This is a genomic window from Pseudazoarcus sp. NS36 (assembly GCF_059703705.1).
In genome coordinates, this window is sequence record NZ_BAAKJA010000003.1 from 338,642 (window position 1) to 352,972 (window position 14,331).

Consider the following 14,331-nt stretch of genomic DNA (forward strand, 5'->3'; position numbering starts at 1 on the left):
ATGTTGCGGACGCTGTTTCCCGCCCTGATCATTGCTGCTTTGCTGGTGGCCTGCGCCACGCCAACGCCGCCTGCACCATCCACGTCGCCCCCGCCCGTCCTGCCCGGCTTCGAGAACGCGCTCCCGCCCGAACCGGGGCAGGCGCGGCTGTACGTCTTCCGCCCTCGCTCCGAGGACCAGGACCTGCATCAGGAACAGCCGGTGCTCTACATTGGCGACACCCGCATCGCCGCCATCCCGGAGAATGGCTACGCCGAACTCCAGCTCCCGCCCGGCCGCCACACCCTCTCGCTGGTCCCGCCCGAAGGCGGTTCGGATCTGTGGCGCACGCGCATGACGCTGCTGTTGTGGCCCGATAGCATCGCCTACGTCCCGTTCTGGATGGCCGCCGGATTTGAGCGCACTTCGCCCGGCAGCGATTCGTCAGATACGGTGCTGCTCGTTCTCCCGGTGGGCAATCCCGAAGACACGCCGGCTCACCTGCGCATCGAGCGAGCGCACCCGTCGGTGGCCGAGCCCATCCTGCGGCAGTGCTGCGGGCGGGTTTTTCCGACGGGCGTTCAGGCGGCTCCGGCAATCCAGACGGCCCCGGCTGGCCCGGCGCTGCGGATGTTGCAACCACAGAATTGATTGCGAGCATTCAAGCCTACTCTGCGAGACTCGCAGAGCGCTCTTCAGCAGCCAGAGGGTTTCTAGCCCGAGATCACGGGTACTTCCGATCAGGCTTGTAAGAGCCATGAGAAGTGTTCATGTCCAAGCGCAATATGCAGGGCCCTGAGTTCAAGCGAGAAGCGATCGAACTGGTTCGTCGATCCGATACCAGCTGTCGGCAGATAGCCATCGTGAGACATGAAGCATCCCGTGAGACGTGCTTCGCTTATTTCATCCTGCTGGATTTTGTGGCCGAGTAACTTGCGATCATGCAAAAGTCGTCTCGCACATCAATGAAACGATCATGGCCGGCAAGAGTTTTTGCTGCACTCACGACTTTGGTTGTTTCGGGGGTTGGCGCGCTCAGTTTCTTTTCCCTGTATGCGCCTGCGCGCTGGAGCCGTTTTGGCTATGCGGGCCCGCTCTTCGGTGATGACGCGCAGCACTTCGGCTTGGCCATCTTTGTGATCGGGCTGATGCCGCTGGCTTTTTTTGCGCAAAACTCCAGACAGGCCGGCTGGTTTGTCGTCGTGATTCTGGCCTTGTTCTGGGGCACGCTCTTTGGCCCGTTTGTGTTCAGGTGAGCGGCATCAAACTCCAACGGACAGCTGGAGCAGTCCAGTGGCATCGATGCAAGCATGATAAACGCGCGAATCGTAACGCGTCAGACGCCCCGCCCTCCGGGCGCCTCGCGCCCGCTGCCGTTTGCTGCGCGGCCCCGGAGGCGCTGTCTTACCCCTCGACGATGGTCTTGAACCCGCCCCACATCATGCGCATGCCATCGAAGGGCAGGTTCTTGGGGTCGCACATGTTGGCGATGCGCGGGTCTTTCATCACTGCATCATTGATGCGGTCGCGCTCTTCGCGTGAGGGGTAGGTGATCCACGCAAAGACCACGGTCTCGTCTTCCTTGAGCAGCACGCTTTGCGGGAATGAGGTGACCTTGCCGGGCTCGACGTCGTCGGCAACGCATTCCACATATTCGAGCGCGCCATGCTCGCGCCACACTTCGGCCGCGGTTTGCGCCATGCGGCGGTAGGCCTCGACGTTGGCTTTCGGGACGGGCAGCAGGAATCCATCTACATAGCGGGGCATCTTTGTTCTCCTTGAGGGTGATGGGGTCGACCCTGGTGGGCGGACTCGTACTGTAGTCGTTTGGGATGGCCGGTTTTCGACAGCGCCGTCAAAGAGCGAGCGGAGTCGGGTCGTATCGGCTGGCCTGGCAGCCTTCGAACACGGGTTACGCTCATCCCATTCGGCCATGCCTGTACTACGCTACGTCGTGGCCACCCATTCACCTTTGCGCACCTCGCTCTCACTACCGATTCGGCAATCGGCGGGTGTGCCTGTCCGGGCCGCAACGCCATGACATTCGCCCTCGCTGCCATCGCGCTGGCGGTGCTGATGCACGTCACCTGGAATCTGCTGGCGCGGCGGGCGGACCCGCGCAGTGATTTCCTGTGGTGGGGGCTGGCCGGGCATCTGGTGGTGATCGGGCCTTGGTCGCTGTGGGCACTGCTGCGGGAGGTGACATGGTCATCGGGCCTGTTGCTGGCATTGGCCGTGACGGCGGTGGCGAACAGCGTGTACTTCCTCGGCCTGCGGGCGGCCTATCGGCGGGCGCCGGTGGCCCTGGTGTATCCGGTGGCGCGCAGTTCGCCGCTGTTGATCGCGGTGTGGTCGGTGCTGTTCTTTGGCGAGTCCATCTCACCGCTGGGCTGGGCGGGGATTCTGGTTTCGGTGGCGGGGCTGTTGTGGCTGGCCAGTACGGCGCGCAGCGGCGAGCCGCGTGCGGCCTTGCCATGGGCGCTGTTGGCGGCGCTGGCGACGAGCGTGTATTCGCTGTCGAACAAGGAGGCGGTGCCGGCCTTGCCCGGTTTTGCCAGCCTGCTCGGGTGGGTGTCGGTCGCGTTCCTGGCAAGCTGGTGTGCGTTGAGTGTGGCGAACCTGCGCGCCACCGGCCGCATCGTGCCGCGCATGCGCCCGCCTTGGCGCCCGTTGGCGGCGGCCAGTGTGTGCATCGGTCTGGGCTACGCACCGGTGATCCACGCCCTGCAGTACCTGCCTGCAGCCTATGTGCTGGCGCTGACCAACATGGGCCTGGTGCTGGCGACCCTGATCAGCATCTTTGCGTTTGGCGAGCGCACCCATTGGCGCACACGGCTGGCGGCGGTGACGGTGATCTCGGCCGGCATCGTGTGCGTGGGGCTGGCGCGCTAGCGCATCGTTTCCCGGGCGGATTCCACCACCGCACGGAACAACGCCCGCTGGCGCTTCATGAAGATCAGGAATTCCGGATGCCATTGCACGCCGAGCAGCAGCGGGCCGTGCTCGCGGTGTTCGACGGCCTGAGGCAGCTCATCGAGGTCGGTGCCGGAGATGGACAGCCCCTTGCCGCTGCGGTCGATGGCCTGGTTGTGCAGGCTGTTGATGCGTGCCGTACCTTCACCCATGAGTTGCGCCAGCAGGGTGCCGGGGCGGATGCACAGGGTTTTGAGCGGCAGCACCGTCCAGCGGTGTGAGGTCTTGCGGCGGCGGGTCTTGAGTTGCTGGAACAGCGTGCCGCCCAGACGCACGTTGAGCAGCTGGGCGCCGCGGCAGATGCCGAGCATGGGCAGGCGGCGCTCCAGCGCCTCGTCGATGATGGCCACTTCCAGGGCATCGCGCGCTTCGTCGTAGCGGGGTTCGACCTCGGGTGCGGCGGCGTAGAGCACAGGGTTTACGTCGTGGCCGCCGGTGAGGATCACGCCGTCGAAGCGATGCGTGCGTCCGGCATCACCGGGGCGCAGTTGCAGCGGCGTGCCGCCGCACAGGCGCACGGCCAGCGACACCAACAGACGCGGGCCGAAGGCGCCGCGTTGCGGGCCGGTGATGGCGATTACGGGGCGAGCCAACGGCCTGAAACCTCGTCTGCCCAGTCGCCCATCCAGCGTTCGAGCGCGGGGCGGGCAATGAAATCGTGGAAGTCGGCGCAGCAGCCGTCCAGCCGCTCAGGGTCGGCGGCCAGCTGCTCGACCTGCAGCCAGTCCTTCCAGGCCGCGGCAATGCCCCAGCCGGGCAGGTCGATCTTGCAGTCGGGCAGGCGGTAGTGGAAGGTCGGACGCGGCTTGATGAGCGGGTCGTTGGTGACGGCCGCGACGCGTGCGGGGTCGAGGTGGGCGAACAGCGGCAGCAGGTCGAGCGCGCGGTTGCGGGTGGGGTTGTAGTGCAGGTAGTCGTCGATCAGGCCCGCCAGATCAGGGGCGTAATCGGGCGCGGTGACGAGGCGTATGTAGTCCACCGGAAACGGGTCGACGTAGGACGTGAGGCGGCGCGTGAAGTTGATGTCGGCACGCGCAAAGAGCCAGTCGTACAGGCACAGAAAGGCGCGTACGTAGGCCGTGAGCGTGTTGGCGTCGGCGCGCGGGATCTCGGGGTTGAACTGCATGCCGAAGGCGTTGAACGGGTGGTCGCCCGTGCCTTTGGCGCCGGCTGCGCGCAGCCGTGCGATGAGTGCCTCGACCTCTGGCAGCCGCTGCATGGGCAGTGGCGGGCTGACGATCTCGACCGGCACCAGCGTTTGCGCCACGGCGTGCAGCGCATCCTCGGCCGAGCGCAACAGACCGTCTCGCTCGGTCTGGCCAAGCTGCTTGAGCAGGTGGAAGTCGAGCTCGACGATCCAGTCGCCGGCCGCGTCACCGCGCAGCGTGCGCTCATAGCGGCTGGTATCGACGACCTCGCAGCCGAGTGCATCGGCGGCGATGCGGGCCAGCTCGTCGAGCGACGGCCCGCTCATCTCCAGCTCGACGCCAATGCGGCGCGGCTGGCCTTCGGGGTTGTTGCGCCACGGCGGCAGCGGCAGCGCGTGTGGGGTGGCATCCATGCGTATCAGTGTACCTGACGCGCATGGAGGGCTGGTTTCAGCGCTGCTCGCGCAGCGCGGCGATACGCTCTTCGAGCGGCGGGTGGGTCATGAACAGGCGTTTGATACCGGCGCCCTTCATGCCGGAGATGCCGAAGGCGGCCATCTTGTCGGGCAGCGGCTCGGTGCGTGCGCCGGCCAGACGCTGCAGCGCGGCGATCATCTTCTGGCGGCCGGCGAGGTCGGCGGCGCCGGCGTCGGCGCGGAACTCGCGACGGCGCGAGAACCACATCACGATGATGCTGGCGAGGATGCCGAGCAGCAGTTCGGCAATGATGGTGGTGATCCAGAAAGCCGGGCCATGGCCGCGCTCGGTCTTGAAGATGACGCGGTCGACCAGGTGCCCGACCACGCGCGACAGGAAGATCACGAAGGTGTTCACCACGCCCTGGATCAGCGCCAGCGTGACCATGTCGCCGTTGGCCACGTGCGAGACCTCGTGTGCCAGCACGGCTTCGACCTCGTCCGGCTGCATGCTGCGCAGCAGGCCGGTGCTGACCGCCACCAATGCGTTATTGCGGCTGGCGCCGGTGGCGAAGGCGTTGGGTTCGGGGGCCTCATACACCGCGACCTCGGGCATGCCGATGCCGGCCGCTTCGGCCTGACGGCGCACGGTGTCGACCAGCCAGCGTTCGACGTCGTTGCCGGGTTGTGTGATGACGTGGGCGCCGGTCATGCGCTTGGCGGTCCATTTGGACATGGCCAGCGAGATGAAGGAGCCGCCAAAGCCGAACACCGCGGCGAACATGAGCAGCGAGTTGAGGTCGAGATTGACGCCCTGCTCGTCGAGGATGCGCTCGAAGCCGAGCAGGCGCAGCGTGATGCTGAGCACCACGATGATGGCCAGGTTGGTGGCAAGGAAAAGGGCGATGCGTTTCATGTTCTTGTTCCACTTCAGAAGGTGCGCGGTCCCGCGCGACGGCGCAATGATGCCGCGTTGTGAGCGGCTTGTGCGCTGTCTTTGTCTGCGCAGGTGAGGCTTTCGTTCCGCAGGGGTTCAGTCGGCCATGTCGCGCTGCAGGCGCGCGATGAGGGTGGCGATGTCCAGCGGACGGCTGAACAGCCAGCCCTGCGCAAACTGCACACCCCGGGCACGCAGGTAGTCGGCCTGCTCGGGAGTCTCGACGCCCTCCGCGACCATGCCCAGCCCAAGGCTTCTGCCCATGTCGATGATGTGCGGGACGACCTGGCTGATGACGGCCTCGGTCGTCACGGTTTCAACGAAGGAGCGATCGATCTTGAGGTAATCGACCTGCAAGGACTGCATGACCGAAAGGCTGGAATAGCCCGTACCGAAATCATCGATGGCGACCGGCACGCCGTTGTCCCGCAGTTGGGCGATGGCCTGCTGTGCCTGCTGTGTTTCGAGCAGGCTGTGTTCCGTGACCTCGACCACGATGTTGCCCGGCTGGGCATGCGTTTTGCGCTGCAGATCGGCGATACGCGGCAGTGTATGGGGGTTGCAGACATCTTCGGCGGCAAGGTTCAGCGAAACCCTGAAACAGGGGTGGCGCGTGAAAATGCCTTCGAGATCGCGCCCGAGCAGGTCGATTACCCGGCGCGTCAGCCGCGTGATCTGGCCGGATTCGACGGCGACCGGAATGAACACGTCGGGCGGGATGAGGTGTCCTTCCCGATTGCGCCAGCGCAGCAGCGCCTCGGCGCCGACGATGGCTCCGCTGTCGAGCGCGACGATGGGTTGATAGACCATGAAGAACTCGCCCCTGCGCAAGGCCCCGCGAATGACCGAGGGCAGCTGTTGCTGCAAGCGCATGAGCTGGTACACGGCTGCGGCCAGCAGCAAGCCGGCGAGCATCCCGATCGGCACCAGCCAGGTTGCAGCAGCGCGCGTGTACCGGTTGATCTCACTGGTCGGAATGGCCGAGATCGCGGCGATCAGATAGCGCTGGGAACGCACGATGGCAACGAGATGCCCGGAGTCGACAAACGTTGCGTCCGGGCTGTCAGAGATGGCGTCCAGCCAGTGAGGCTCCAGATGACCGCGCGAGGTGACCAGGGTGCGATTGCCGAGCGTGACCACGCCGACCGAGGTGGTGCCGTCGGCGCCGGTGATGTCGATCGACTGGTTCTTGTGCAGGATGACGACAAAGCCGTCGCGCTCGACAGCGATGAAGGTTTCGCCGAGCGCGAACGGCAGAGTCACGTTGTTGCGAACGCGCACGCCGCGTGCGGTGACATGATCGACCGGACCGAGGTCAAGGCCGCGACCGCTCTCCGGGCCCGAAATCGATGAACAGACCAGGTATTCGCCACGGATATGCCCGATTGCCTGGATATAGGTGAAGGACAGATCGATCTGTCGCATCGCACCGAGGTGGGCGGGCGAACAGGGGTATTCGGTTCCGAGCGCCGCGAGCTGGCGGATGCCGGCGTCCATCTGATCGCTGGTTTCCTCGGCACGCCGCAAGGCGTCCCGGGCGAGATCGAGTGCGCGTTGTGTTGCGGTGTCCAGCGCCTGCTGGTGACTGAGTACGAGGCCGAGCGTGGTCGGCGCGGCCAGCGCGACGACGGCGGCCACTGCGGTCAGGACTTGGATGGCTCGGCGCGGCATGGCGTCTCCGTTTTGCGCGATGGCAGTGTGCCACGCAACCCGGCTTTTCAGCATGGTGACGGGAACCTGGCCCGAGCTTGTGGGCTCGATGAGACATGCGCGCTCTGAAATGCCTTCTCGCGATGCTCTGTCTGAGCACGGCGGCCTTTGCGGGCCCCCCTTTGCTGGACGCGCACTCCCACTACACTGCCGCGGACGCCGCGGCGCTGGCGCCAGAGGACGTCATCGCGCGTCTGGATGCTGCCAGCGTGTCGCGCGTGGTGATCTCGGGTGCGCCCTGGCAGCATGCGCGCGAGCTGCACGCGCATGCGCCGGAACGCGTGATTCCGCTGCTGGGTGTGTATGCCTCGCACGTCGGCAAGGCGATGTGGATGTACGACCGTGAGCTGCCTGCACGTGTCGCGGCGCGTGTGGCTGAGGGTGGCTGGGCCGGTATCGGCGAACTGCATCTGTTTGCGCGCGATGTCGACAGCGAGGTGTTTGCCGAGCTGGTGCGCATTGCTGCCGCGAACGACCTGATGCTGCTGATCCACGGCGACCCCGTCGTGATTGAACGTGTCTTCGAGATCGCGCCGGCGGTCCGTGTGCTGTGGGCGCACCTGGGTACGGTGCCGGCGCCCGGCATCGTCGCTCGCATGCTGGAGCGCAATGCAGGGCGTGCGCTGTGGGTCGACACTTCGGTGCGCGATGCCCGCATTGCGCCCGACGGACGGCTGTTGCCCGAATGGCGCGAGGTGTTCGAGGCCTATCCGAAACGATTCGTGGTCGCCGTCGACACGTTCAGCACCAACCGCTGGCAGCACTATGGCGAGGTCGTGAGCGATATCCGGCAGTGGGTGGGCGATCTTGCCCCGGCGGTGCAGGAGCGCCTGCTGTGGCGCAACGCCGAAGAGCTGTACGCGCCGTGGCTCAGGGATCGACCGTGAAGGCCAGCACGCCGGTGATGTCCGGCACGCTCACGCGCAGCAGCCAGGGCCCGTCGCCGGGCAGCGAGGCGCTGCCGCTGTAGACGCCCCGCCCGGTGCGCTGCAGTCGCGCCGGAATCGCCACCGCACCTTCGTCCGGCCGGACAAAGCTGGCGCCCAGTTGCAGTCCTGCGTCCGGTGGCTGACCGTTGGGACCGCGCAGATTCAGTTCCAGCCGTGCCGCGCCCTGCGCATCGGTGCCGACGCTGCCGACCACTTCCCACACATGCACCGTGCCGGAAAAGCGCACACCGCCGCGTTCCACGCCCGGCGCCTTGCCGAGCGGGCCGATGGCGTTGATGCGCACCTCGTCGCGCGAGATCATCGCCATCGCCACGAAGGCGCCGATCAGCGCGAAGAAGACCAGTCCGAGGATTGCCGCGACGATGCGCGGGGTATTGTTGCTGCCAGCCAAGGGGATGCTCCGTTTGCGTGTTGGCGGCAAGCCTAGCGCGTTCGGTGCCGGCTGTCGCGCCCGGTAGAATCGACGTTTTGCCCGAGCGTTGCGCCCGCATGACTGACTCCGAATCCATCGCTGCTGCCCTCGTGCGCGCCGGCCGCTTTCCGCATCCGGCCGAGCACATCGAGTGCATCGAGACCCATGCCTCTTGGGTGATCCTTGCCGGCGACTTTGCCTACAAGATCAAGAAGCCACTTGATCTGGGCTTTCTCGACTATTCCACGCCGGAACGCCGCCACGCGATGTGTGCCGAGGAAGTGCGCCTCAACCGCCGCACCGCGCCTGAAATCTACGAGGACGTGGTCGGCGTGTACGGCGGCGCGGATGCGCACATCGGGCCGGTCGAGGGTGCGTCGGAGTTTGCCGTGCGCATGCGCCGCTTTGATCAGTCGTGCCTGTTTGCGCACCTGCTGGCGGCTGGCGCCCTGACCGCTGAGTACATGGAGGCTGTGGCACAACACGTTGCCGACTTCCACGCGCAGATCGCCGTGGCGCAGCCCGACGACGGCTTTGGCACGGCCGAGGCGGTGATCTTCCCGGTGCAGCAGAATTTCGACCAGATGCGCGGACTGGTGTCGGATGCAACCTTGCTCGAACGCATCGGCCGGCTGGAGACCTGGAGCGCGGAGCAGTCGCGCAAGCTTGCCGCGACTTTTGATGCGCGGCTGACTGCCGGCTTTGTGCGTGAGTGCCACGGCGACCTGCATCTGGCCAACATCGTGTGGCTGGAAGGCCGCGCGCGCCTGTTCGACGGCATCGAATTCAACCCGCAGCTGCGCTGGAACGACGTCATGGCCGACGTCGCCTTTCTGGTGATGGACTGCGAGGCGCGCGGTCGTGTCGATCTGGCCAACCGCTTCCTGGATGCCTGGCTGGAAGCCTGTGGCGATTACGACGGCTTGGCACTGCTGGCTTACTACGTGGTGTATCGCGCCATGGTGCGTGCCAAGGTTGCCGCCATCCGCATGCAACAGGCCGATGGCGCGGAAGCGGCGGCCTGCCGCGACGAGTTGGCGATGTATCTGGATTACGCGCTGGCGCGCATCACATCAGGACGTGCGGCGGTGTGGATTGCCAGCGGCCCGTCCGGCGCCGGCAAGAGTTTTTGCGGGCGCACGCTGGTCGAGCAGCGCGGCGCGATCCGCATCCGTTCGGACGTCGAGCGCAAGCGGCTGGCGGGTTTGAAGGCCGGCGAACGCGCCACGGCGGCAGTCGGCGAAGGGCTGTACTCGGCGGACATGACGCAGCGCACCTACGCCCGGCTGCAAAGTATCGTGCGCGCGGTGACGGCTGCCGGGCGCCCGGCGCTGGTCGACGCGACCTTTCTCAAGCGTGCTCAGCGCAATCAGTTCCGCGCTCTGGCGAGCGAGTTGGGCGTGTCGTTCGCGATTCTTGCTTTCGATGCCCCGCCCGAGGTGCTGCGTGAGCGGGTTGCCAAACGTGCGGCCGAAGGACTGGATGCGGCCGATGCCGATGTGAGCGTGCTGGAACACCAACTCGCCTCACGCGAGCCGCTGGGTGCCGACGAGCCGGCGGTGGCCATCGACACCTCGCGCGACGTGGATTGGGAGGCCGTGCTGGCCCGCCTCGACGCGCTCTAGTCCCTGGGGTACAGGATCATCTCGGTGCAGCGGAACAGCGCGATGCGCCGCCCGCTGGCCTCGTCGAAGACTTCCGCGTCCCACACCTGAGTGGTGCGTCCGGCATGCACGGGCTGCGCCACGCTGCGGATGGCGCCTTCGCGCACGGTACCGAGGAAGTTGCTCTTGAGTTCGATGGTGGTGAAGCCGGTGGCGCCTTCGGGCAGGTGGGCGATGGTGCCGAAACCGCAGGAGGTGTCGGCCAGCGCGATCACCGTGGCGGCGTGCAGGTAGCCGTTGCTGGCCATCAGCTCGGGGCGCACGGCCAGCCGGGCCTCGACGCGGCCGGCTTCCAGATGGGTGAATTCGATGCCGAAGTGACCCGGCAGGTGCGTACCCTGGACGCGTTGCTGCAGGACTTTAAGACTCATGTCGGGGGCGAGGCGGGGGCTGCTCATCGGTGCTTTCCGTGAAGTGGGCGACGCCCCGAGGCTAACCCTGCGTCGGGGCCTCGCGCAATCGTCGGTCCAGCATCGGCAGACGTGCCAGAACGGCGATCACCAGCAGCGCGAAGACCACGCGCGCCCACAGGATGCCGGACAGGTCGGCGCCTAGCAGCACGATCAGCAGGGTGTCTTCGATGACGCTGTGGCACAGGCCGAGAAAGCCCATGGTGAGGAACATGTCGCGGCGGTTGAGCACACCCGAGCGTGCCTCGCGGATCAGCAGGCCGGCGCCGAAACTAATGCCCAGCGTGAAGCCGATCACCGTGATGTGGCCGGCTTCGCGGCCAATGCCGATGAAGCGCAGCATGGGGGCGAGCAGGGCGTGGATGAAGCGCTCGACGCGCAGTGCGCGCAGCGCCTTGAGCGACAGCATCAGGGCGGCGATGACGACGAAGATCAGCGCCAGCATCTGCAGCTGGGCCAGGCCCCATGCGAGGAGGCTGTCGTCCGCCGGGCCGGCGGGCTGCCACAGCAGGCGAGCAGGCTGCTGCAGCGTGGCGCTGGCCGAGTAGCCAAGGTTGAGCAGTGCGCCGAGCGCCAGCGCACCGCCCAGGCGGATGGCCAGCGTGGCGCGCCAGGACACGCCGGCCGCGCGGGCCACGGCGCCTTCGACCGGAAGGGAGTGGGCGATCAGGATCATGGTGCCGAGCACGGTGACCTCGGCCACCGACAGCCCGAGCTGCGGCGCCACGTCAAAGAACACCACCATGCCGGTGTAGATGTTCACCAGCAGCGCGGCGGCCCACACGATGGCGACTTCATCCGGCAGCCCGACCAGCGACATCACCGGCGACAGCGCGAAGGCGAGCCAGCGGGTACCCCCCAGCAGGTCGAGCGCCTTGACCACGATCAGCGCCGGCACCATGACCTTGAGCAGCGTGAAGTACACGCTGAACAGGTCGGCGCAGAAGCCCTTCACGCCGGTGCTGTGACGCCCGCTTGCCATGATTGTCCTGCCCTTGAAAAGGCGCGGATTCTACGCCTTTGCGGTGAGCCTTACACCTCGCCGCGGCCGAGCCAGCGGTCCACATTCGGTGGCTGCCAGCCGGCGAAGCGCTCCAGCAGCGCATCCGGCGCATCCGCGACCTGCAGCACCTCACGCACGCTGGGTGCGAGCAAGCCTTCGTCGCGAGCGTGATCGAGAAAGCCCAGCAGCTTGTCGTAGTAGCCGGCAACGTTGAGTACGCCGCAGGGCTTGCGGTGAAAGCCCAGTTGCGCCCAGGTCCAGATCTCGAACAGCTCCTCGAAGGTGCCGATGCCGCCGGGCAGCGCGATGAAGCCGTCGGACCGATCCGCCATGACGGTCTTGCGCTCGTGCATCGAGTGCGTCACCACCAGCTCGGTCAGGCCGGGGTGGGCCAGTTCCTTCTTCATCAGCGATTCGGGGATCACCCCGACGACTTTGCCGCCGGCCTCCAGCACGGCGTCGGCGACAACGCCCATCAGCCCGACTGACGCGCCGCCATACACCAGCTGCAAGTCGCGCTGCGCCAGTTCGGCCCCCAGGCGGCGCGCGCCCTCCACGTACACCTCTCCGCGCCCGCGCGCCGCGCCGCAGTAGACACATATGCTTTGCATTCATCCTCCCTCTGGGTAAGCGGCTTCGTTGAGAGCGGTGCTATTGCACGCTCCAAACCCGAAAAGGCCGGGCATGCCCCTTGGATATTAGGAAAATCTACGTAAAATCAGCCAATCGCAGCACGTCTTGGAAACCTATGTAGCCGCATTGAGGATCGCATGACCCGGAGCCGAGGCTGTTTCACCTTTCGTCGTGCCGCCCGACAGCGGCACTTCCTCGCATGACGCTCGGCATCCCGCGTGCCAGTCAGCGGCTGCAGATGTTTGCCGCAGGCCTCGCGCTGATCGTGGCCGCTTCGCTGCTGGTGGTGTTCGAGTACGTCGACAGCCGTGGCCACATCCATGCGGCGCTGGAGGCCGAAGCGCGTCTCGTCGCGCCACGTGCTGCCGCTGCGCTGGAGTTTGACGATGATACTTCGGGCCGTCGTCTGCTGGATGAACTGGCGACCCATGTATTGATCGGCAAGGCCGCGCTGCTGCGGCTGGACGCGGACGGCAAGCCCTCGGTGCTTGCCGCCAGCGATTCGAACGGCAGTGCGCTGGCCGATTTCGAACAACGCGACGGCGGCTTCCTGAGCCCCGGCATCGGGTTTGATCTGCCGGCTACGGGCCCCAGGCTGGGTGAGCTGCGCATTCTCGCCGATCCCGATGTGCTGGCCATCCGCATGATGCGCTATCTGAGTCTGGTCGCAGTGGTGGCCGGCATTGCCTTCGGTGCGGCCTACCTGCTCACGGTCGGGCTGCGGCGGCGCATCCTGCATGCCGAACGCCAGCTCACGGCACGCGCGCATTTTGACGAGCTCACCGGCTTGCCCAACCGCAGCCTGTTCAATGACTGCATGGCCTCTGCCATTGCGAGCGCGCGCAACACCGGCCATTCCTTCGCGGTGTTGTTCTGCGACCTGGACCACTTCAAGACCGTCAATGACAGCCTGGGTCACGAGGTCGGAGATCGGCTGCTCAAGATTGTCGGCTCGCGTCTGCGGGCCAGTGTGCGTGACCGCGACATGGTGTGCCGCATGGGGGGCGACGAGTTCGTCGCGCTGATCGAGCACTGCGACTCGGAGGCTGCCATCGGTGCAGCCAACCACATCATCCGCCGGCTGTCCGAGCCCTATGGCATTGATGCCCACACGCTCACGGTCGGCGTCAGCGTCGGCATTGCCTTGTACCCCAGGGATGGTGCCGATGTCGGCGCCCTGCTGCGCGCGGCCGATACCGCCGTGTATGCGGCCAAGGCTGCGGGGCGCGGCAGCTGGCGTTTCTTCGCCCCCGAGCTGGAAGTGCAGGCGCGTGAGCGTCTCGACATCGAGAACGGCTTGCGCTGTGCGCTGGCCGGCGGCGAGTTGCACCTGCATTACCAGCCCAAGGTTGATTCGGCCACGCGCCGCGTGTCCGGCGCCGAGGCCTTGTTGCGCTGGACGAGCCCGGCGCTCGGGGATGTTCCGCCCGGACGTTTCATTCCGGTGGCCGAACAGAGCGAGCTGATGAGCCAGATCGGCGCCTGGGTGCTCGACGCCGCCTGCCGCGATGCCGCGGTGTGGATGCGGCAGGTGCCTGATTTCTCCCTGTCGGTGAATCTCTCGGCGCGCCAACTGCAGGATCCGGAGTTCACCGGCTTCGTCACGCAGTGTCTGGAACGCCACGCTATTCCGCCCGAGCGGCTGGAGCTGGAAATCACCGAAAGCGCGCTGCTGGTGCATTCTCCCGAGGTGGGTGCCAACCTGCGCGGCTTGGGTGCGCTGGGGGTGCGGCTGGCGCTGGATGACTTTGGTACCGGCTGGTCGTCGCTCGGACATCTGCGCGATCTGCCGCTGTCGCGGCTGAAGATCGACGGCGGCTTCGTGCGCGACCATCCCGGCCATGCGCGTGACGCCGCCATCGTGCAGGCCATTGTGTCGCTGGCGACGGCTTTCGGTCTGAAGGTGGTTGCCGAGGGCGTGGAAACCGAAGCGCAGCTCGACGAGATCACCGCCGCGGGCTGTGGCGAGGCGCAGGGCTGGCTGTTCGGCCAGGCGCTGCCGGCAGCCGAATTCGCCAGCCGCCATCTGTCGATCCACTGAATCGGCGCTGCGATTTGCCGCGCTGCAGCGCGCACGCTAGCATCCCCGCTCTGCC

16 protein-coding genes are annotated in these 14,331 nt (G+C 66.4%); 7 read left to right on the plus strand and 9 right to left on the minus strand.

Going from position 1 to position 14,331, the window contains the following annotated elements:
- The 3 genes from AC6H0R_RS06855 to AC6H0R_RS06865 all read left to right on the plus strand — a co-directional run bounded on the left by AC6H0R_RS06855 (position 1) and on the right by AC6H0R_RS06865 (position 1,235).
- Positions 1 to 630 (plus strand): hypothetical protein, encoded by a 630-nt coding sequence (locus tag AC6H0R_RS06855; protein ID WP_497580603.1) that lies wholly within the window; start codon positions 1 to 3, stop codon positions 628 to 630.
- A 119-nt stretch (positions 631 to 749) separates the two neighbouring features.
- On the plus strand, positions 750 to 911 hold the full coding sequence (locus AC6H0R_RS06860; protein WP_497580604.1) for a hypothetical protein: 162 nt from the start codon (positions 750 to 752) through the stop codon (positions 909 to 911).
- A 9-nt stretch (positions 912 to 920) separates the two neighbouring features.
- Positions 921 to 1,235 carry a hypothetical protein gene (locus tag AC6H0R_RS06865; protein ID WP_497580605.1) on the plus strand — a complete coding sequence of 105 codons (315 nt, stop codon included), beginning with the start codon at positions 921 to 923 and terminating at the stop codon, positions 1,233 to 1,235.
- Positions 1,236 to 1,383: 148 nt separating this feature from the next.
- On the opposite strand, the gene AC6H0R_RS06870 is transcribed toward AC6H0R_RS06865, so the two are convergent.
- Complete coding sequence (locus tag AC6H0R_RS06870) at positions 1,384 to 1,746, minus strand: DUF1428 domain-containing protein (protein ID WP_497580607.1); 363 nt, start codon at positions 1,744 to 1,746, stop codon at positions 1,384 to 1,386.
- 270 nt (positions 1,747 to 2,016) lie between these two features.
- Here AC6H0R_RS06870 and AC6H0R_RS06875 point away from each other — a divergent pair, with 270 nt between their 5' ends.
- Positions 2,017 to 2,871, plus strand: a complete 855-nt coding sequence (locus AC6H0R_RS06875) for an EamA family transporter (protein WP_497580608.1) — start codon at positions 2,017 to 2,019, stop codon at positions 2,869 to 2,871.
- Here AC6H0R_RS06875 and AC6H0R_RS06880 read toward each other — a convergent pair.
- The 4 genes from AC6H0R_RS06880 to AC6H0R_RS06895 form a co-directional block, all read right to left on the minus strand.
- Positions 2,868 to 3,545, minus strand: a complete 678-nt coding sequence (locus AC6H0R_RS06880; protein ID WP_497580609.1) for a gamma-glutamyl-gamma-aminobutyrate hydrolase family protein — start codon at positions 3,543 to 3,545, stop codon at positions 2,868 to 2,870. The genes AC6H0R_RS06875 and AC6H0R_RS06880 overlap by 4 nt on opposite strands.
- Positions 3,530 to 4,513: an amidoligase family protein gene (locus AC6H0R_RS06885; RefSeq protein WP_497580610.1), complete on the minus strand. Its 984-nt coding sequence runs from the start codon at positions 4,511 to 4,513 to the stop codon at positions 3,530 to 3,532. Before AC6H0R_RS06885 ends, AC6H0R_RS06880 begins: the two co-directional genes overlap by 16 nt.
- A gap of 37 nt (positions 4,514 to 4,550) precedes the next feature.
- Entirely contained in the window at positions 4,551 to 5,432 is an 882-nt protein-coding gene (gene htpX, locus AC6H0R_RS06890; RefSeq protein WP_497580611.1) for a protease HtpX, read from the minus strand.
- 117 nt (positions 5,433 to 5,549) lie between these two features.
- Positions 5,550 to 7,124: an EAL domain-containing protein gene (locus AC6H0R_RS06895; RefSeq protein ID WP_497580612.1), complete on the minus strand. Its 1,575-nt coding sequence runs from the start codon at positions 7,122 to 7,124 to the stop codon at positions 5,550 to 5,552.
- Positions 7,125 to 7,219: 95 nt separating this feature from the next.
- On the opposite strand from AC6H0R_RS06895, the gene AC6H0R_RS06900 reads away from it, so the two are divergent.
- Positions 7,220 to 8,050, plus strand: coding sequence for an amidohydrolase family protein (locus AC6H0R_RS06900; RefSeq protein WP_497580613.1), 831 nt, complete (start codon positions 7,220 to 7,222; stop codon positions 8,048 to 8,050).
- Here AC6H0R_RS06900 and AC6H0R_RS06905 read toward each other — a convergent pair.
- Positions 8,034 to 8,504 carry a FixH family protein gene (locus tag AC6H0R_RS06905; RefSeq protein ID WP_497580614.1) on the minus strand — a complete coding sequence of 157 codons (471 nt, stop codon included), beginning with the start codon at positions 8,502 to 8,504 and terminating at the stop codon, positions 8,034 to 8,036. The two genes, AC6H0R_RS06900 and AC6H0R_RS06905, sit on opposite strands and share 17 nt — an antisense overlap.
- Before the next feature lie 98 nt (positions 8,505 to 8,602).
- On the opposite strand from AC6H0R_RS06905, the gene AC6H0R_RS06910 reads away from it, so the two are divergent.
- Positions 8,603 to 10,150 (plus strand): bifunctional aminoglycoside phosphotransferase/ATP-binding protein, encoded by a 1,548-nt coding sequence (locus AC6H0R_RS06910; protein ID WP_497580615.1) that lies wholly within the window; start codon positions 8,603 to 8,605, stop codon positions 10,148 to 10,150.
- On the opposite strand, the gene AC6H0R_RS06915 is transcribed toward AC6H0R_RS06910, so the two are convergent.
- From AC6H0R_RS06915 to AC6H0R_RS06925, 3 genes are read right to left on the minus strand one after another with little or no spacing between them, the layout of a single operon-like run.
- Positions 10,147 to 10,587 (minus strand): PaaI family thioesterase, encoded by a 441-nt coding sequence (locus AC6H0R_RS06915; protein ID WP_497580616.1) that lies wholly within the window; start codon positions 10,585 to 10,587, stop codon positions 10,147 to 10,149. The two genes, AC6H0R_RS06910 and AC6H0R_RS06915, sit on opposite strands and share 4 nt — an antisense overlap.
- Positions 10,588 to 10,621: 34 nt before the next feature.
- Positions 10,622 to 11,581 (minus strand): hypothetical protein, encoded by a 960-nt coding sequence (locus AC6H0R_RS06920; RefSeq protein WP_497580617.1) that lies wholly within the window; start codon positions 11,579 to 11,581, stop codon positions 10,622 to 10,624.
- Between the two features lie 50 nt (positions 11,582 to 11,631).
- Positions 11,632 to 12,213, minus strand: coding sequence for an LOG family protein (locus tag AC6H0R_RS06925; RefSeq protein WP_497580618.1), 582 nt, complete (start codon positions 12,211 to 12,213; stop codon positions 11,632 to 11,634).
- Positions 12,214 to 12,434: 221 nt separating this feature from the next.
- Here AC6H0R_RS06925 and AC6H0R_RS06930 point away from each other — a divergent pair, with 221 nt between their 5' ends.
- The gene (locus AC6H0R_RS06930; protein ID WP_497580619.1) at positions 12,435 to 14,276 is read left to right on the plus strand and encodes a putative bifunctional diguanylate cyclase/phosphodiesterase; all 1,842 of its coding nucleotides are present in this window, start codon (positions 12,435 to 12,437) and stop codon (positions 14,274 to 14,276) included.
- The last annotated feature ends 55 nt before the right edge of the window (positions 14,277 to 14,331 follow it).